We start from the raw sequence: 17,913 nt of genomic DNA on the forward strand, positions 1-17,913 counted from the left end.
TCGGGATGGGTCCAATAACCTTCTTCACGTTCTACAGTTGCTGCTTGTATCGGGTTCATGCTGCTTCTCCTTTTATCCTGAGTTTTGATTCTGCGTTGAGTGCGAATACTTCGGCGTCGGCTTGGCCGAAGTCGCTGCACTCGATGGCGTTAAAAGACTTACAAATGCCCCAGCCGTGGTAATTGTTGGGGGTGTATTTCACTTCGATTTGCTGCTGATCGCACATCAAGGTGGAGTAGGGCTTAGATAACGTGACCACGCCATCTTTAGTGCTGAATGTATTCATGCCGCCTCCTTGTTTTGGTTGTCGCTGGTTTGGCTGACAGGCGAATGGCAGGGCAGGCGCATAGGGTGATATCGGTACGAATACACTATGGTGCGGCTAATGCCCTTGGCTAAGTTGGTTAAGCCGTTGCCCAATGCTTGCCAGTACAGGCAATCTAACGCGCCCAGTGCCAGCGCGATTTTGATGCTATCGCCCGTTGTAGCCTTGAGTAACAGGCTTAACTTATGGCTGCGGTAATGATTTAGCAGATGGCGAAACGCCGCTGATTGAGTCATTTAGGCCACCTGCTTCGGTTGCAAAGCGGTTGATTGCAAATGAGTTAATTGCAGCTTGGCCCAGTCGATGGCTTTAATGGCCTCAACCGTGGCGGCGATTTGCTCTAGCTTCTTTTGCCCGCGCATAAAGTTCGACAGTTCAATCCCGTGGCGAGCGGCCGCGCGTTCGGCGGGTAGGGCGCTGGTGTAATGCAGCGTTAACGCGGCGATCACCTCGGGCGAACTAATGCGGGTGAGCGATAGCAATAACGCAACGCGCTCTTGTGATTCAAAGCCTGGGAGTAAGTGGTTCATGCTGCACCGCCTGTGGTACTGATCACCCTGAACTCGACCACCCACACCCACGGGTTAGCATCCCAATTTTTATAGATTGAGTTCCATAGGGATTTAAAAGCATGCTGTGGGTTTTTATACCAACGCCAATGAGGCGAGTGAGGTTTATGGTTCGAATGCTTTTCAACGCCACCCCACTTTTGGTAAAGGGCGTGATATTGCAAACCTTCTGCTTTTGCATCTTGCTCGCTGATATCATTTAGCCTTTCTACCCTAACGGCGGTGACTTCAAGCAGAATACGAGCGCAAGAACGAGGCATATGGATAGATGGTTTCCATTTGCTTTCGTCACTATCACCCGTGGCTTTGAATAGAACCGTTCCGTTAGCCGGACATGAGCAAGGCGATTCACTGCAACCACATTCATCAGATGAATTGAATTGTCGCCAAGTCTCACGAACATAAAGTTGATCACCAACCAAGCCAAATGGACTACTTACTTCATCAGAACACCAAAACTTGAATATTCCTTTTGATGTTTCTAGCGGGAGTCTTTCGCTTTGAACTTGAGCAGGATTAACCGTTCTGCGCGTCTGTGTTTTACGGCCATCAAGAATGGCGCGCACCATTTCGGTGTTGAAGATAATAGGGCGCTGTTTCATGCTGCCACCTCGTCACATGGGTATTGCTTCCTTACATTGTTAATCGCGTCTTCCATGCTGGGATGGCGTTCATTCATTCGGCCTTCACGTTGATGGCGTTTATGTGCAACGAGCTTCAACATGCGCGGGCCCGATGGCTCGATTTGAAAGCGGATCATGCGGTCATGTGCAAGAACGACTGCAGTCGTGAGGGCGCTATAGTCGAAGGTAGACATGTAATGCGCGCTAGTACTGTTGATTGATAACCCGTGCTCACCACAGGCTTGGATTTTGCCAAACATGTGATTGCCGCCGTTGTGAATGTCACAAAGGAAATCAAAACACTCACGTTGATCTGCATTAAGCCAAGGGTAATGTTTGGCGTAAAAATCATGTTCGTTGCTCATGCTGCCTCCTTGCTTTGGGTGGCTTCATCGTATTGGCGGATGGCGAACACAATCGCGAAACAGCACCAGATAAAGCGATAGGTGAAGGGGTCTTTCCAGCCATCCCAAAAATCATCTAACGTCATGCCGCCCGCATCTTCCTCATCCCAATTATTGAGTCGATAAACCACATCCCACTCGACGTTTTCGCGGTTTTGGGTAAACTCCTTAACGGCATTGGTCGCGCTGTTAATCGCCTCTGCCTCTTCTTCGTTCGTTGGGTCGAGCCCCTCGACAAACCACTGCAAAAACTGCTCAAGGCGTTGATCGGCTTCTTTGGCATCAAACTCGCGAGTGCCGTCGGTCTTACACTCAGCCAGTACCTTTTCTTCCCAGTAACTCGCATTCACACCCCAGTCATCACCGCTTTGGCGAAAGAAGCAAAACATGTCCTGAACCCGAGAAAATACGTAACAGCCCATATCGCCACTGATGCACAGATGCTGCGGCCATGTGGTGATCTCAAAGCGATGCTCAAAGCTGCCTTGGCTGAGTTCCATGTGACGGAACACGCCATCATCTTTAAGAATGGTGAGTTGATGTTCTGCAACATCGTTTAAAAATGATGCTCTCGTTGGGTGGTTCATACGCTATTCCTTCCTTTTGAATCAGCAGGGCTAAGCTGCGGCTTCGCCGTTAAACACCACCAAATTGATGATGGGTTTCTTGGTTTTGGGGTTCACCTTGTCCGACAGCTTGTGATAGCGAATATGCACATCGCGGTGGGCTTCTTGTGTCATGGCTAACACGATGTATTGCTGGCACAGCGCGGGTGTCGATAACGAATGCGACAGGCGTTGTGGCTTCATGGTTTCAAACAAGTGCTGCGCCATATCATTCAACTTAGCTTGGTACTCGTCGGGGCTCAGTTGACGGCGGTTAGGGTGCGCGCCAACTGAGGTGCTGCACTTCTTGGCCGCTTGATTTTTCGCTAAGGTCATGGACACGCCGTAAACAAAAAACATAATTGCCTCCAACAAGGTGAAACTGTCGCCGTTATCGTTACAGGGATATGGACCATCACCCCTTGGTTGCTTTGTCTTGGCTGCTTTGCCTAGATAGCCTAAATCGCGGATGTGCGCGGCGGCTCTGCGGCTCTACTGCGTTAACGGCCGACGGGCGTGGCTGTGGTCATCGTGTGCAGCGGATGCACATTAGTGACGGCCATTGAGTCGTTACGCCACACCATCACCTTGCCGTACAAGCCTTGTTGGGGCTCGGTGAAGCGCAGGCTGAAGTTGAGCCCGAGTTCGCCCGTGTGGCGAATGAACTGGCGGTAAAAGGCGGCGCTAGGGTGGTGATAGGCAAAATGCTTGACCAGCTCGGCGCAACGGACTTGCACCCGTGGGCAATCCATTGGGTCGGTGTGGCCCTTGGCCAGCGCCATCAAGCAGGCAAAACGTATTGCAACCAGTAGACGAAACTCATCGCGTTGCTTAGGTGTTGTGTGAACTTTCGCTAGAATCATTTCCTTGTCCTCGGTAGTGGGTACAAGCAAAATATAACCTTGGTTAATTGCTTGGTCAATAACTATGGTTAATTAATTTGGTTAATTTTAGTTATATGATTTGATGAGCGACTTGTAATACCGAATAAGATATTGATATAAGGAGGGTTATGCTGGTGCTAGGTTAGGTCATGTTTGTAAGGAGAGGTTGATTGCGTTGTTATGCTCCGAAAGTGTTTTGGCTCGTTAGAACAATCGAAAATTCCCTCACCTGTTGCCCAACAAATTCTCATCTATTTGTCTAATGTGTGGCCCTATCGTGAAGCGACTAACAATGTACGGGTATGCAGTCGTATTTAAATTTGGATACTTTTGAGTGTTTTTTAACTCATTTTTTTGCGCGTTTTTCCATTCTAAAATTTACAAAACCCTTTAAAATCATTCGTATATACTATTCCAAAATTAGATAATAGGTTTGGGAAACACGCATGCGCGTTTTTCCGGATGGTGTATTTGATAAAAAGCTGATAAGTTCTTTGCATACAGATAGTTAACTGTGCGCGTTTTCACTGGTCTAACGTGATAAACGCGCATGCGTACTAATAAAATGTTAGGGCCCGTCAGGTAGGTGATATGGATTATTCGAAAACATTGGAAGTATTAGAAAATGATATCTGGGAAGAGCCAGAATTCAATTCTCATTTAGTTACAGCTTGCCACAAACTACGTAAAACCCCTTTAAAGAATTTAACGGCTGAAAACCTTAGAATGCTCATCGGCCAAGAAATTGGACTGATCTACTTAATACCTTTGGCTTTAGATATCCTTGAAAATCATTTGTTGGTATCAGGTGATATGTATGAAGGTGATTTACTATGTTCTTTGTCGGGTGTCAGCAAGCAGTTTTGGGATTCAAATACAGAGTTAAAAGCTAGAGCGTTTGATTTAATTCATTCTATTGACTCTGTACTGGAGACACTGCAAAGAGCTAAAAGCAAGCTAGACAGCAATATTTCGTGGTAATGTGCCCTAACAAGCCAAGCAAGTGGGACAATTACATGTGGGCTCCCTTCGCTTCGCTCCGTATTTTAGCCCACATGTAATTGCCCCTTCTTGGGGCGTTACATGCTTTAGTTGCTAATAGAATAGTTAATCCGAATTTGGCTAATGAGAGTTAATTGTCTAACAAGGTTATGCCCCAAAATAAGTTATAAGCGCCATTTTGGGGATTAAATTTTTTATAACAGTACTGAATACCAAAACACTTTGCCGATCACTTTGACCTGTTTAATTTGGTCGGCATCGAGGCGTTCGTCAGGATATTCGTCCGTGTTGTAGCTGCGCAGACGTAAACCACCACCGGGTAATTTATACAGCACTTTAATACGCAGCATGCCATCGTGGTTAACTGCGTACATTTTGCCGTCGATCACATCGGTGGCCGAGGTATCAACACCGACCGTTGAGCCGTGGGGTAATATGGGCTCCATGCTGTTGCCGTTCACTTTGACACAGGCTGCATAGTCACTATTCACACCTTGACGCTTAAGGGTGCTCTTAGTAAAGCGCAGTTTTGGCCCTTTAAATTCACGGCAATCGAGAATGCCATCGCCTGCGGCTAGCTCTACTTCCATGTAAAACGGTATTTCAACTTCATCTTCCCCTAACGGGGTATCACTGTCCCATATCTCAAATCCGCCAGCCCATTCAGCATTGGATTCAATTCTGTTAGCTGCCTTAGCTTTGGCAACTTCTTCGCCATATTGAAGTTCTTCGGCGGTGCAACGCAAAGCGGCCGCTATGTTCAGCAGCTTTCCAGTCGTTTTAACTTTACCGGAGACTAGTTTATGTACCATGACTTGAGAAATGTCTGCTCGTTCAGCTAACTCTTTTTGAGTCATGCCTATGGCTTCCATTCTGTCACGTATGTTTTGGGCAAGTGTTTTCATTGGTTAAGTATATTACCTAGGTTATATATGACAACTAACCAAAGTTATTGACTTGAATTAACCATAGTTATATTGTTGCTGTGTTTCATTCACTTTGGAGTCATTATGAAAAAAGCCGCAGCCATAGATCACTTTGGTTCACAAGCAAAGCTCGCGGCCGCTATTGGCGTGTCTCAAGCCGCCATATCGAAGTGGCCTGTAGACGTTCCCGAACTCCGCGCTTATCAAATCGAACGGTTAACTGGTGGTGAACTCAAGGCGACAGAGTTGCCGTTAATGAGCCCTGAGCACGCCGCTTAACACTGAACCGTTCTAACACGTTAACAGAGAGAGGCTTATTAGCATGAAAACCAATTCACGTAAGAATGACAGCCGTTTGAATTTGTTGATGAAAACGATTCATCGGGTGTTGGAGCTACCCAAGATGACGCGCTTTGCGCTGGCGATAGATTTTGTTGTGGCGGTTGAGCGCCTCGGGCTGAGTGAGGTGTTAGCGGCGGAGGGCATTAGCTTTGCGAGCACGCAAGACGTGCACAACGATGCGCGGATAAATGCGCAAAAGCTGTTCCGTTGGCTCGGCCAGTACGAGGGCCAACATCCGCAGGCGGATCGCTTGTTTCATGTTGAGCAAGCACTGGTTGCAGCACTGCCTGAGCATTTGCGGGTGCAGTATCTCAACGATGTATTTGGTTGCACTGGGGTGACGGTGATTGCCGATCGCATGAGTGATGGCCATGTGTTGCATGTGGCCGATATGGCGGCATCGCTCACCAAAGAGAACGCCGAGGCACAAGTGGCGGTGATCCATTTGGGTGCGGCACCGAAGCGCGAGCAGTTAGTGGCGGCGCACCGTGAGTTAAAAGAGTCGGCGGCAACCACGCAAGCGAGCATGGCGGCGTTAGAGCTGGCGTATCCGTATTTAGCGAGTCATGGCGGTAACGCGGCGCAATTCGCGGCCGAGAAGTAACCGCGATGCCGCAATCGAACCTAAACATCAATGTTATCGCCAGTGCTAAAGCTGAGTTGCACCAGCAGTTGATCCGCTTGGGCGACATGATCGGCGACGGTTTGCACTTAGAACCCGATGGCAAATGGATTGCGAAAGAGTATGTGAAAGTGGCGCGGGCGTTAGGGTATCGGCCTAAACGTGCGAATCACAGCGCACAGATTAATGCGGTAATGCTTAAGCGGGTGGCTGATGTGCCGTGTGGCCAATGCGGTTTGGCTTTAAAGCAAACCAAGTCGGGCTCGAAACGCGCCGTGTGTGCCAATGGGCATAAGTGGCAGTTGTTGAAATGACTTGTTGAAATGACTTGTTGAAATGAGTTGTTGAAATAAGAGAAGGAGTGAATGACATGTTCACAAATCAGTTAAGTGATAACTGGGCGCGTAAAAAGTGCCGTTATCAAATTGCCCGCCACAGTTTGGCGACCGATGCGGGCTTGATACCTAAGATGAAGTGAGGGCATAACGATGTTTGATCCTGAATGCTTAATTTGTTGTTTGGAGGGCGGCGCCGCGTGTTCGGTGCATGGGCAAGTTAGCAGTGATGATAGGCCCGCCGTGGCCGCGCTTACCGAAATGGAAACCGCGCAAGTGACGTTACTCATGATACAAGCAAAGCAGTTAATGCTTAAGGCGATGGCGCTTAAATCTAAGCCGAACATGCCTAATAGCACTGAGCCTAATGCCAATGAGCTTAGCGCGGCAACCTCTGAACGGGCCCCGTTAAGTGGCGTGAACATGGGTAAAGACATTGCCTGTTTTCATGGGCATACCACGGCGGAGTTGTTTAGGCGAACGCAGGTGGGCCGAATGGTTGAGGTGCTAAGGAGCTGCGATGAATTGCAGCATAGTCGCCCTGAGCGTTGGGCGGTTATCGCGACCGACATCGTGGATAAGGCGTTGCTGGGCAGTGGTAAGCAGTTGTTGCTGCCGACGGTGAGCATCGATTGGATTATGAATTATCTGCTGATGGAAGAACAACGCGCGGAACGTTCTATTGCGCTATTGGCAGCGGATGTAGGCGCGGCCGATGCGAGTGCGACTAATGCGAATGCCGCTGATATGAGTGCAGCTAATGTGAATACCATCGTGACTAGCCGCAACGAGCACATTAAACGGCGAGATTTTTTTAGCCAGTTGCGCAGTAACTTGGCGCACAAGGTTTACTTGCTTGGCAGTGAAGGCGAGCGAGCGGAGGGCAACGGGGCGCATTGCAGTTGATCCCGTTGTTGTAGACATAAGAAAGCCCGCTGAAGTTTTGGCGACCGATGCGGGCTTAATACCTAAGTGAGGCTATTACATGTTACGTATACATGATGGTTTCGTCAATTTTAGGCAGTGGGTTGCTCTGTTTGGGGGTGACTTATGAGTATGGAATTGATGGTAAAAGCGATGAAGGTCAAGGTGGGTAATCCACTGCGTAAGCTGGTGTTGATCAAGCTTGCCGATAACGCCAATGACCAAGGCGAATGCTGGCCGAGTTACGAGTATATTTCGCAGGCTTGCGAGATAAGCGAGCGGTCGGCGATTAACCACATTAATGCGCTGGTTGACGTTGGACTGGTGCGCAAAATTACCCGCAAGAGTGAGCATAAACGCAATACATCCAACCTGTATATTTTGGACTTTTCATCGTGTGTTCTGAGTGATAAACCTGCGCAAAACCTACCTTTTTCTGAGGGTGCAGCAAATTCACCCTTAGAAAATACTGAGGGTGCAGCATATTCACCCCTAGAAAATACTGGGGGTGCAGCAGATTCACCCCTAGCCAATTTTGAGGGTGCAGCAAATGCACCCATGGGTGCAGGAGATTCACCCTCTGAGGGTGCAGGAGCTGCACCCAGAATCAGTCACTCTTTTGAACCTATCAAAGAATCTTTAAAAGACTCTTGTCCAGCAACGAGTGCTAAGTCGGTTTTCAATGCGTTTTTCAAAGCCTATCCCGCCCATCGCAAAGGCGGCTCGGATTCGGCTGCGTGGAAAGCGTGGAAGGCCGAAAAGCTGACCGACGCCGATTGTGTGTTGGCGGTGAGCTGGTTGAAGGAGGCTGCGGCACTGGATACGAGTTGGGGCTTTAGCGCTAACGGCCAGTTTGTGCTCGGCATTACCAAGTTTATCCGCGAACGTCACTGGCTAACACCGTTGCCAAGACCGATGGGTACCGCCGTTGGGCAAGTGGATTGGAGTTACGCGGTATATGACCCTGAGGACCCCTTGATATGACGGCCAACCAAAATGCGAGCATGAAATCACTGCAGACCTTAATCCGCCAGCCGCTGGTTGGGCAGGGGCGTGTTAGCCAACCCGAACCCACGGCAATGGACATGGCGATTGTGGACAGCGTGTTTAGTAAGTTGCGGGTGTTGTTTCCGGTGAGTGCACCGCGGCCTGAGGACGAAGCGACCCACAAAGCCGAGTGGCTTAAAACCTTGGCGGCACAGGGGATTGCGAGTCGCGAGCAAGTGCAAGCGGGGCTGAATCGCGCGAGACGCGAGCAGGGCGATAGGCAGTTTTGGCCGACACCGCGCCAGTTTGCGCTGTGGTGTCAACCCACGGCTTGTGATTTGGGGCTACCCAAGTTAGAGGCGGCGTTTAAGGAGGCAACGCGCCATTACCATCACCCTGACAAGCATACGTGGAGCCATGATGTGGTGCGCTTAGCGGTGCGCGAGACGGGCAGTTGGATGTTTGCGACTGGGCTTGAAAAGGACGTGTTAATGACGTTTGAGCGCAACTACAAAGTGTTATGCAGACGCTTTAGCCGTGGCGAGTTGACCGATGTTGAGTTGCCAAAGGCACTACCTGAAACGGTGACGCGGCCCACTGAGGCGGCAAAGGCGAAATCAATTATTGCCAATTTACGAACCAACCTTGGGCTTAAGGGGGCAAACGATGGCGACTAAACCACTGACCCAGCGCGAACGCTTGATGCGCATCATCACAGGTAAACGGTTTTGGACCCTGTTTGAAATCCAGCAAGAGAGCTTTAACCGCTTTGGGGTTCACGACAGTGAGACGGCGTTAAGTGCGCGGTTTCGGGATATGCCGATGAACCAGCGGGTAAAACGCATTCGCTCGGGTACCCATCACACCTTTGAATATCGGTTGGAGGGCTAGATGGCGCAGATTGTGACAGCAACAGGCGTAGAGCAAGGCAAGTTAAACGATGCGGTGTTACGCCGTTGGTTGCGGGCAGGGGTGACGCGGGACTTTCGGGACACGCAGTTTCCGGCGGTGCGGTTACGGGCCTCGACCGATAGACGCCAAGCCTCGGTGTATTTAGTGATGAACGAAGCGGGCAAAACCGTGTGGCAAAAGCAGGGTGTATGGCCCGTGATGTGCTTGAAGACCTTTTTAACGGAGTTACCCAGTTTGCTCGCCAAACGCAGCATGGGCCAAGCGGTAATCAGCAACGAGTTTGCGAACGTAGCGCAATTACTGGCGTGGTTTGTCACCCATGTGGAATGCAACCGCACCTTAAGCAACAGCTGGCGCAGTAACTGTAAATCGTTAGTGAGTAAACATCTCAGCGGCTGCTTTGCTGAGTTACCGCTCAATGAGCTGAACTTTATCGCGGTGGACAGTTATTTAGTCAAACCCATGTTGGCGCAGGGCTATTCGGCCAATTACATCAAAGCCGCGGTGAAGGTATTAAAGCGGGCGTTATCGGTTGCCGCCGATTTACGGGTATTAGACACCAATAGCTTGGCGGGGTATCGGGTGCAAATGAGTTTGAAGATGCCGCCTTTGGTGGGCACGCAATTAAGCGAGTCGGACGTGGGCCCGTTATTCAGCGCATTGCGAAATGCAGCAAGACCGGTGGCGATGCTGTTTGTGCTGATGCTGATGTTCGGTACCCGCATTGGTGAAACCCGTTTAGCCAGATGGGACCACTTTGCCGGCGATTACTGGTTTATTCCCGCCGAGAATGCCAAGAACCGCCAAGAGCACCGACTGCCCATGACGCCCACAGCCAAGAAGCTGATAACCCATTACGCCCACTGGCAATACACGCATGTGGGCAAGCGGGCGTTTTTGTTCCCAGGCGAAGTAGGGCCGGTGAGCATTCGCACCGCGCAGTATTGGAGTGAGACGATTCGGTTTAAGGCGTTTACCTCCCATGCATTAAGAAAACTGTGCCGCACCATTATCGCGGATATGGGCGTAGATACCATGGTGGGTGAGCGGATATTGAATCACACCTTGCCATTACTGCTGCGTACTTACGTTAACAGCACTTTAGATAAGGGCATGTTGATGGCGTTGGATGCCTACCACGCACACTTAATCACGCTGGGGTTTGATGATGTGGCGCCCGAGATTATGCGCCAATCGACCATTGAGACGAGCGAGCCAGACGAGCCAATGTTAGTGGGGTGGTTATGACGCTAACAATGACAATCACAAAAACAATCACAAATAAAACGAGTGGGTTATGGACTTCACGCAGGAGGATTTATGGCTAATCGCGCCGCGGATGTATTGAAAGTAGGGCGCCGTTTACGGGGCATGACCCAAGACGAAGTGGCTGAGATTTACGGCATTAGCCGCAACACTTACCAACGTTGGGAAAATGGCCGTACGACTGCGCCCTATGACGATGTGACATCGATATGCCTTGATGTGTTTAAGCTTTCGATTGAGAAGATAAATGAGGTGGCCAATGGGCTTTAGCGATGAACCCGAGCAGAGGATGAACATTAAGGCGTTGCGGTTAGGGCTGTATCGCTGGGGCCGTTATTGGGTGCACCAAGAGTTAGGCAAGGGGTTTTCAAACCGCAGCGCCTGCGACCGTTTAGGCGAAGCCCTGGGCGGCGGCAACTTAAAGCACGAACTCAACGTGCCTGCCCACGTCGCCCACTTTGACCACCTCGTTGAGCAGTTATCCATAAACTGCAAACGCGCCATCCGCGCCCATTACCTCTGCAAAGAGCAATGGGCCTTAATGGGATTTGACAGCAAAAAGTCCTACATCTTCTGGCTAAGAAAAGCCGAAATGGCACTGCTAGATAGGATGAATTAGAAGGAACGCCCTCTTGTGAGGGCTGGCGGGTTAGAGGTTGTCCACCAAGACTGCTAACCCGTTAACTGGATTTTATCAAAGGTTCGGCCCGTTATCTCGGTAAATATGCCGATTCCACTTTTCATTGCAATGGGAATAACCTTGTCAATCTAGGTTGTTTCCACTGCAGGTTGATCTAAAGTTCGTGGTTAACGACGCTGTTTCGTTATCGTTTACAGCGCCAAATACCGCAAAACCTACCTAATTTGAAATGAATGGTTACTTAAGGTGATGCTTAACTGGCTGAAATATAGTGACAATTACCAGTTGTTACTGGTTTGCATGTTGTATATTAAGTGGTATATTGCTTTCTTAACAAGGACGAGCTCAAAGTGCACCTGCGATGAATACCGCATCACAGCACAGCGATGACAAATACTTGCATCAGGGACGATGTATCATGTGTGTTAAATCACAACTTCTTGATACCTATCACTAATCACTCCCTATACAAACGTATAATCTCCTTGATTTTATTATAGTTAAGCGCACCTAAAGCCAAGCTGAACGCTGTACTTACTGCGGCGAAACGCATTGATTATTGTGCATACAAGACCTGTGTTAAACAGATGACATTCGCATTGTGGTAGCTATGGCCTCGTGTGGTAGCTATAGCCTCGTGCGGTAGCCTGCCTGATTTTTGAGATGTAAGTGAAAACAGTGAGATCGTAACATTTCTTATTAGGTGGCCTGATTTACTATGCCACTACAGAGCCAACAAAAGTGAGTATACCAACTAAACAAAAAAAGGAGAGGATGAAAACCTCCTTTTTAGAAAGAGTTTTACAAGCAGGATTGGCTAAGGTGAGTGAAAAGCGGACAACTCATGCGGTCGCCCTGGGTTCATCACCTATCAAAATTCTGTATAAAATTACTATATATATATCAATCGGATAATCCATTTAAAATTAATAAAAACTGAAAGGAACTCAAATGAACGTTTTTAATAAGAATAAAATAGTTATTGCATCGAGACAAACCACACTAAAGTTGCTTGAGCAAACTGCAGAAATTGCGAAAGAAGTTAATCTGTCTCCTGACATGAGAAAGTCATTCAATGTAGAGATAGCCAATATTCAACAAAGTACAGAAAAATTAGAGTTGGTACTATCTGTTGTTGGTATTATGAAAGCTGGTAAGTCGACCTTAATTAATAGTATTGTTGGTAAAGAGCTTTTACCCAGTAGGAATACCGCGATGACTGTTATTCCGACTTACATCAAGCATGATAAAAGTATCGCGGGGGTTAACTACCAATTTAAGCATGCCGCAGCATTTAGTCAGCTTTTAAAACAGCTTAAACAAGAAGGTTATACTACCAGCCATGAAACCTCTTTGATTGCGCAACGACTTGCCAATAATAACTTCGTGTTTAACCAAACGTTATGTAACCTTGAACAAATTCATGAAGAACTTGAGGTGATTAATGATATTTGCCGTTTCTGCTTTGACCAAACAAAATATCGAGACAAGCTTAATAATATGTTTCGAAATTCAGATGACTTTCCAACGTTATTTACAGAATTTAAGGTACTAGAAAGTGTAGAGACCGGCTGTGACGTTAGTCATTTTGTGGTGGTTGATACCCCAGGTGCCAATGAAGCGAGATTACCGATTCTTAAAAACATTGTTGACCAACAAATCGCCCGTTCATCAGCCTTGTTGTTAGTCCTCAATTATACCGATTTAGCCTCTGAAGCCGATGAAGCTATGCGTATTCGCATTAAAGAAGAAGCAAGCGGGTATAAAGACAGATTGATTGTGGCAGTTAATCGCTTTGACGCTAAAGATCACAGATCAATGAAAAAATCTGAAACGGTGCGTTATGTAAAAGAAGAGTTATTAGAGGATATAGCACTTGATGATGACTATATTTTTCCTGTGTCGGCTCGAAACGCCTTGCTAAGTAGCCAAGCATTAGAGTTTCTAGTCAGCCATAAAAAATTCGAGCTAGCAGGCTTGCAAGGGTGGCAACGTGATTTTCTTGATAATACCACCGGTGGTGAGTGGGATGAAGAGGATGAAGATGACCTTGAAGTTATTGATAATCCAAAAGAGACTCTTCGCTTAGCAAATAAGATGTTTAAAAGCTCTAAAATAGGTGAGTTTATTGACACGGCTATTACCAGAGCCTATCAAAATGCCGGGCCTGATACGTTAATTGCATCGTTAACCAAATTAAAGGCACTAATAGAAAAGCGTTTAATATGTTGCTTAGAAACGGATATTGACTCATCAAGAAGAACCGTAGAAGAATTAACACAAAGAGTTAGCCGTGTGGAAGAGGGTTTAACTTCTTTAAAGGAGTTAATGTTTTCTACTGAACAAAAGTTGCTAAGCTGGCAAAAAAGCCAAATTACAGACACAGAAAAGCATATAAAATGGTCTCTCGACTCGATTAATATCGATAAACTTGAATTTAAAGTAGTTAGCACGAAAGAACAAAAAATTTGGTTCAAAGATTTATTTCACTTCTTTAAAAATAATCCAGATAGTCGGTCACCAACTGAAAAAAATAGCGAAGATGCCTTTAAAAAAACACTAGTCAAAATGGTTTCAGCGATACAAAAGGCTATCGATAAAAAATTAAAAGAAAGCTCTACTTTATTAGCCAAAGATTTACAAAGTGATGTCGATAAGTTTTCTAACTTGATTGAAAAAGAGCTATTAGGTGATATTAATTTAACACCGAGAGCATTACATATAAAAATTGAATTTGATCATGATGCTATCGACAAGGATGATCATATCGAAGAAAAAACCGAGATCACGAGGCGTGAACGCAAATTATTTGGCTTTATTAGCCTCTCATGGTTTCCAGACTCAATCGCCTATGAAACCTCTACTGAAACAACAAAAACGTTTAATAAAGAATCATATATTAAAGCATTAATCGATCAAGTGAAGGCTATTAATAAAGATAGTTTATCGATTATAAAAGATAAATTACAAGGGGTTGCGGATGAATACCAAAGTGAAATTAGCCAACTTTGTGAAATTGTTCAGCATAGTTCAAGGTCAGCAATTGAAGAAAAGAATAGAGTGTCAGAAGAGCAAACCGTAAAGGAATCCTATCTACGTTATCAAATAACCGGTCTTGATGGCATCGCTGAAAATTGCCAAGAAATTGCTCATGGTTTAGAAAAAGAAAAGGAAGCTTAATATGAGTGATCATGAAAAAACGGTTGATAAATTGGTTGGCCAATATAGCTTTTTAGCGGATGTCGCATTTATTGAACTTCAAAATAGTATTAACGTTTCAAAAGATCAAAATAATGCGTTGAAAAATAAAAATTCATTTGTTACTCGTGCAGTTAATTTGGTTTTTGGTACACAAGATAAAAAGCAGCACCAAATTAATGAAGAGTTCACCAATGCTATAGAAAAATTATCTGAGTTAGATGAAAGAAGAGTAAAACAGCTAATTCAAACGCAGCAAGGCTTAAAAAAAACCATTAGCGCCTTACTTGAGTTGAAAAAAGACGTGAGTGTGTGGAAAGAGCGCTTTGAGACTGCCCTAAATTCATTAGATCAACGAGTTTCTGTTTTAGAGCAGAAAATTGATATTCGTGACCGAGTTAGAACCGTTATTAATAACTGGAAAAGTCAAAATGACCAAATGCAAGCTTATTTCAGCTTGGTAATGTTGCTAACTCAGCTTAAGTGGGAATGTATCGGTAATGGTGAGCTTGAAGATAGTGTTTTTTGCGACTGGGTTAAAAGTGAGGTATTAGCGGCGTTTAAAATTAAGTTTGGCTGTACACCCGAACAACTTGTACCTATATATCATGAAATTGAGCTGGCTAAATTAGCTAAAGATAAATCACCAATAATGTTAGATGCAATTAACCTGGCATTAGGCAGTGTAGAAAACCCAATGTACCAATTTACCTCAAAGATGCTTTTAGACGATTTACATGGAACCGAATGTGTCATTATGCCAGTAATGTCGGTGTCACGTTTAACGAGCTCTCTTTTAGAAGGGAGACTTAGATGAGAATTGGCCTAGTATTATCAGGCGGCGCAGCTAAAGGCGCTTACCATGTAGGAATATTGAAGGCGCTTCATGAACATGATATTGATGTTGATATATATTCCGGCGCAAGTATCGGTGCACTAAATGCAGTCATTGCGGCCTCAGCGCCTAGTATGGCTGAAGCATATCAACGTTTGGAGTTGGTTTGGCAAGATCTGATAGTTAATAACCCGGTAAAGGTAAATGAAAAGGCTGTTTTTATTAGTGTTGCTAAGGCACTTGCTTCTTTGGCTGCTTCATACCCAAATCCTTTTGCAAGAAAAGCAGGTACAGCTGCGAGAGTTGTAATTAATCAGTTTACTGATGAGGAGGGCCTGTTAGATGACCAGCCAATTTTAGATAAATTTCATCAGTATGTAGATTTAAGCAAAAAGGCAGAGTGGTCAGATATTTGGGTATCTACATTTGAAGGTGCAGGCTATGAAGCTGTAGCTGAATTTATTAAAAATGAGCTAGGCATTGACGGTAAAAGTGCTAGTTATCATGAATTAAAAACCTTAAGTGATGATGAGCTTTTTGAAACAGTAATGGCTTCTGCAGCATTACCTTTGCTTTATCAAACAAGAACCATAGAAGGTAAAACCCATTACGATGGTGGCATAAGAGATAACACCCCAATAGAAAAGTTAATTGGAAAGTGTGATGTTTGTTTTGTTAGTCATCTTTCAAATGGTTCAAATTTTAATCGTCATGAATATGATTCAAGTGAAACCAAAGTAATTGAAATTCGACCTAATGATAAATTCGTTACGGAAGAAGGGGCCTTTTCTGGAGTTCAGTCAATGATGAACTTTTCAAAAGATAAAATTAATTACCTTTCTGCTATGGGTTATGAAGATACCGTCAGGGTGATAAAAGAACTAAAAAGAAAGAGTGAATTAGAGTTGCAAGTGGAAAATGAACTAGATGAAATAGATAGTTTATTGGCAAAGCTCTAGTCAATAATCGAAGGCTGGATTTAGCTCACTTTCGGGTGCCGGTCTAGTATGTTGCAAGATAAAGAAGGTTTGAAATACAGAGTGGTAAGCTCCTTTTTTTTGAGACACTAAGTAGTCCATTAAGCAGCCATACTTTTATTAATCCTACTAGCAGCCTTTAGAGCCGCAGTTCTAGCTCACTTCTGTCCCAAAATGTGCGATGGAGCATAAATCATTTATGTCCCAAAGTGAGTCAGTGAATGCGTTTCTCAATATCCTTGAACACATGTGTGTGAAGTACGACTTCATCTACGATGAAGATAAGCTGTGAGAGCTGACTAAAAACATGAAGGTGACAGTGGATGATAGTGTCCAGTATTCCGACTGGACCAACCGCGACGACATCAGCCGTAGACCTGATCCTACTGCTGTATCGCTACAGCTTTCCATCTATGGCCAATGATGCGGTCTACAAAAGCGTACAAGAACAAGCTGAGAACTTTAAGAAGTAACATTATGGATGATGGGGCGACTCTCATTTAGATATACCGTTGACCAAAAAAAGGGTGGAATAAATGAAATTCTGGTGGGTCAATCATAAACAAACTTACAAGCAAGAAGTTGAAGGTGGCTACATTTGGTCACCTAAGACAAACAGTAATGGTGCTAAGAATCAGACCTATATCAATCTCAAGCTGATCAAGCCGGGAGATATTGTTTTTTCTTACGCTAGCACCTTGATAAAAGCGATTGGTACCGTGACTGAGGCACATAGTGAGCAGCCTAAGCCTGACTTTGGTGTCGCTGGTGATGCTTGGTCAAACGTGGGATGGAAAGTGTCGATCCGGTGGGAAATATTAAAGCAGCCCATTCGACCTAAAGCTCACATAGACAAAATCAAGACCCTGCTTCCGGGAAAAAACGCTCCCTTACAAACAAATGGTAACGGTAATCAAAGCTGTTATTTGGCTGCTATCGGTGAAGAACTGGGTAATTTGATCTTCTCTCTAGCGAGAGAAACTGACAACGACCTCATTGATGCACTTGAGCTTGAGCTTAAAGACAATGAGGAAGAGGAAGCCGTTGCATCCATAAACTCCTCCAGCTTAGACGTGACGGAAAAGCAACAGCAGATTATGGCTCGACGTGGCCAGGGTGTGTTCCGTAAAAATGTTGAGACGATTGAGCTCTCTTGCCGAGTGACTGGTATCAGAACTAAGAATCTTCTAATTGCCAGTCACATCAAACCTTGGCGAGTCAGTGCTAATAGTGAACGGCTAGATGGCAATAACGGACTATTACTCTCTCCTCATATTGACAAGCTCTTTGATGGTGGTTGGATCAGTTTCGAAGATAATGGCGAACTGCTTTGCTCTGGGCCGGACATTGTCGCCACCCTAGAAACATGGGGCGTTAGACTACCCAATAATGTTGGGGAATTTAACCAAGACCAGGCTAAATATCTAGATTTCCACCGCTCAGAGGTTTTCAAGGGGAGCTATTTTTTGATTTTTAGCAATATGCCCCAAACTGAAGTTCAAGCTGAAGCTTTAGTTGCATAACTTCGGATTTTCGC

General features: G+C 45.7%; 25 protein-coding genes. 16 read left to right on the top strand and 9 right to left on the bottom strand.

Annotation, left to right across the window (positions count from 1 at the left end; translation table 11 throughout):
- Positions 1 to 55: 55 nt before the first annotated feature.
- The 8 genes from Q4Q54_RS20705 to Q4Q54_RS20740 form a co-directional block, all read right to left on the bottom strand.
- On the bottom strand, positions 56 to 286 hold the full coding sequence (locus tag Q4Q54_RS20705) for a hypothetical protein (protein WP_012586784.1): 231 nt from the start codon (positions 284 to 286) through the stop codon (positions 56 to 58).
- Positions 283 to 561, bottom strand: a complete 279-nt coding sequence (locus tag Q4Q54_RS20710; RefSeq protein WP_011847799.1) for a hypothetical protein — start codon at positions 559 to 561, stop codon at positions 283 to 285. Before Q4Q54_RS20710 ends, Q4Q54_RS20705 begins: the two co-directional genes overlap by 4 nt.
- On the bottom strand, positions 562 to 855 hold the full coding sequence (locus tag Q4Q54_RS20715) for a hypothetical protein (RefSeq protein WP_259520236.1): 294 nt from the start codon (positions 853 to 855) through the stop codon (positions 562 to 564). It abuts the gene before it with no gap.
- The gene (locus tag Q4Q54_RS20720) at positions 852 to 1,496 is read right to left on the bottom strand and encodes a hypothetical protein (RefSeq protein ID WP_311989455.1); all 645 of its coding nucleotides are present in this window, start codon (positions 1,494 to 1,496) and stop codon (positions 852 to 854) included. The genes Q4Q54_RS20715 and Q4Q54_RS20720 overlap by 4 nt, the downstream gene beginning before the upstream one ends.
- Positions 1,493 to 1,882: a hypothetical protein gene (locus Q4Q54_RS20725; protein WP_311989456.1), complete on the bottom strand. Its 390-nt coding sequence runs from the start codon at positions 1,880 to 1,882 to the stop codon at positions 1,493 to 1,495. Before Q4Q54_RS20725 ends, Q4Q54_RS20720 begins: the two co-directional genes overlap by 4 nt.
- Entirely contained in the window at positions 1,879 to 2,508 is a 630-nt protein-coding gene (locus tag Q4Q54_RS20730) for a hypothetical protein (protein WP_311989457.1), read from the bottom strand. The genes Q4Q54_RS20725 and Q4Q54_RS20730 overlap by 4 nt, the downstream gene beginning before the upstream one ends.
- Positions 2,509 to 2,538: 30 nt before the next feature.
- Positions 2,539 to 2,886, bottom strand: a complete 348-nt coding sequence (locus tag Q4Q54_RS20735; RefSeq protein ID WP_011847795.1) for a hypothetical protein — start codon at positions 2,884 to 2,886, stop codon at positions 2,539 to 2,541.
- A gap of 140 nt (positions 2,887 to 3,026) precedes the next feature.
- The gene (locus tag Q4Q54_RS20740; RefSeq protein ID WP_311989458.1) at positions 3,027 to 3,389 is read right to left on the bottom strand and encodes a hypothetical protein; all 363 of its coding nucleotides are present in this window, start codon (positions 3,387 to 3,389) and stop codon (positions 3,027 to 3,029) included.
- Between the two features lie 612 nt (positions 3,390 to 4,001).
- On the opposite strand from Q4Q54_RS20740, the gene Q4Q54_RS20745 reads away from it, so the two are divergent.
- Positions 4,002 to 4,391 carry a contact-dependent growth inhibition system immunity protein gene (locus Q4Q54_RS20745; RefSeq protein WP_311989459.1) on the top strand — a complete coding sequence of 130 codons (390 nt, stop codon included), beginning with the start codon at positions 4,002 to 4,004 and terminating at the stop codon, positions 4,389 to 4,391.
- A gap of 215 nt (positions 4,392 to 4,606) precedes the next feature.
- Here the strand turns inward: Q4Q54_RS20745 and Q4Q54_RS20750 are convergent, their stop codons facing one another.
- Positions 4,607 to 5,317, bottom strand: a complete 711-nt coding sequence (locus Q4Q54_RS20750; RefSeq protein WP_311889964.1) for a helix-turn-helix transcriptional regulator — start codon at positions 5,315 to 5,317, stop codon at positions 4,607 to 4,609.
- Positions 5,318 to 5,422: 105 nt separating this feature from the next.
- Between Q4Q54_RS20750 and Q4Q54_RS20755 the strand changes: the two genes are divergently transcribed.
- From Q4Q54_RS20755 to Q4Q54_RS20825, 15 genes are all read left to right on the top strand, one after another.
- Positions 5,423 to 5,617, top strand: coding sequence for a Cro/CI family transcriptional regulator (locus Q4Q54_RS20755; RefSeq protein WP_012089452.1), 195 nt, complete (start codon positions 5,423 to 5,425; stop codon positions 5,615 to 5,617).
- A gap of 43 nt (positions 5,618 to 5,660) precedes the next feature.
- Entirely contained in the window at positions 5,661 to 6,284 is a 624-nt protein-coding gene (locus Q4Q54_RS20760; protein ID WP_311989460.1) for a hypothetical protein, read from the top strand.
- A 5-nt stretch (positions 6,285 to 6,289) separates the two neighbouring features.
- On the top strand, positions 6,290 to 6,616 hold the full coding sequence (locus Q4Q54_RS20765; RefSeq protein WP_263238612.1) for a hypothetical protein: 327 nt from the start codon (positions 6,290 to 6,292) through the stop codon (positions 6,614 to 6,616).
- 174 nt (positions 6,617 to 6,790) lie between these two features.
- Positions 6,791 to 7,543 carry a hypothetical protein gene (locus Q4Q54_RS20770; protein ID WP_311989461.1) on the top strand — a complete coding sequence of 251 codons (753 nt, stop codon included), beginning with the start codon at positions 6,791 to 6,793 and terminating at the stop codon, positions 7,541 to 7,543.
- 144 nt (positions 7,544 to 7,687) lie between these two features.
- A complete protein-coding gene (locus Q4Q54_RS20775; RefSeq protein ID WP_311989462.1) occupies positions 7,688 to 8,545 on the top strand; it encodes a helix-turn-helix domain-containing protein in 858 nt (285 codons plus the stop codon).
- Positions 8,542 to 9,225: a replication protein P gene (locus tag Q4Q54_RS20780; protein WP_311989463.1), complete on the top strand. Its 684-nt coding sequence runs from the start codon at positions 8,542 to 8,544 to the stop codon at positions 9,223 to 9,225. The genes Q4Q54_RS20775 and Q4Q54_RS20780 overlap by 4 nt, the downstream gene beginning before the upstream one ends.
- Positions 9,215 to 9,439, top strand: coding sequence for a hypothetical protein (locus Q4Q54_RS20785; RefSeq protein ID WP_006082025.1), 225 nt, complete (start codon positions 9,215 to 9,217; stop codon positions 9,437 to 9,439). The genes Q4Q54_RS20780 and Q4Q54_RS20785 overlap by 11 nt, the downstream gene beginning before the upstream one ends.
- Entirely contained in the window at positions 9,440 to 10,708 is a 1,269-nt protein-coding gene (locus Q4Q54_RS20790) for a tyrosine-type recombinase/integrase (protein ID WP_311989464.1), read from the top strand. It abuts the gene before it with no gap.
- A 72-nt stretch (positions 10,709 to 10,780) separates the two neighbouring features.
- A complete protein-coding gene (locus Q4Q54_RS20795; protein ID WP_006082023.1) occupies positions 10,781 to 10,996 on the top strand; it encodes a helix-turn-helix transcriptional regulator in 216 nt (71 codons plus the stop codon).
- Positions 10,986 to 11,345, top strand: a complete 360-nt coding sequence (locus tag Q4Q54_RS20800) for a hypothetical protein (RefSeq protein WP_006083861.1) — start codon at positions 10,986 to 10,988, stop codon at positions 11,343 to 11,345. The genes Q4Q54_RS20795 and Q4Q54_RS20800 overlap by 11 nt, the downstream gene beginning before the upstream one ends.
- A 972-nt stretch (positions 11,346 to 12,317) precedes the next feature.
- Entirely contained in the window at positions 12,318 to 14,546 is a 2,229-nt protein-coding gene (locus tag Q4Q54_RS20805; protein ID WP_311989465.1) for a dynamin family protein, read from the top strand.
- Between the two features lies 1 nt (position 14,547).
- The gene (locus Q4Q54_RS20810; RefSeq protein WP_311989466.1) at positions 14,548 to 15,381 is read left to right on the top strand and encodes a hypothetical protein; all 834 of its coding nucleotides are present in this window, start codon (positions 14,548 to 14,550) and stop codon (positions 15,379 to 15,381) included.
- Positions 15,378 to 16,358 carry a patatin-like phospholipase family protein gene (locus tag Q4Q54_RS20815; protein ID WP_311989467.1) on the top strand — a complete coding sequence of 327 codons (981 nt, stop codon included), beginning with the start codon at positions 15,378 to 15,380 and terminating at the stop codon, positions 16,356 to 16,358. The genes Q4Q54_RS20810 and Q4Q54_RS20815 overlap by 4 nt, the downstream gene beginning before the upstream one ends.
- A gap of 341 nt (positions 16,359 to 16,699) precedes the next feature.
- Positions 16,700 to 16,849, top strand: a complete 150-nt coding sequence (locus tag Q4Q54_RS20820) for a hypothetical protein (RefSeq protein WP_311989468.1) — start codon at positions 16,700 to 16,702, stop codon at positions 16,847 to 16,849.
- A 63-nt stretch (positions 16,850 to 16,912) separates the two neighbouring features.
- Positions 16,913 to 17,899, top strand: coding sequence for an HNH endonuclease (locus Q4Q54_RS20825; protein ID WP_311989469.1), 987 nt, complete (start codon positions 16,913 to 16,915; stop codon positions 17,897 to 17,899).
- Positions 17,900 to 17,913 lie beyond the last annotated feature (14 nt).

Source organism: Shewanella sp. SP2S2-4, assembly GCF_031932025.1.
GTDB classification, from domain to species: domain Bacteria; phylum Pseudomonadota; class Gammaproteobacteria; order Enterobacterales; family Shewanellaceae; genus Shewanella; species Shewanella baltica.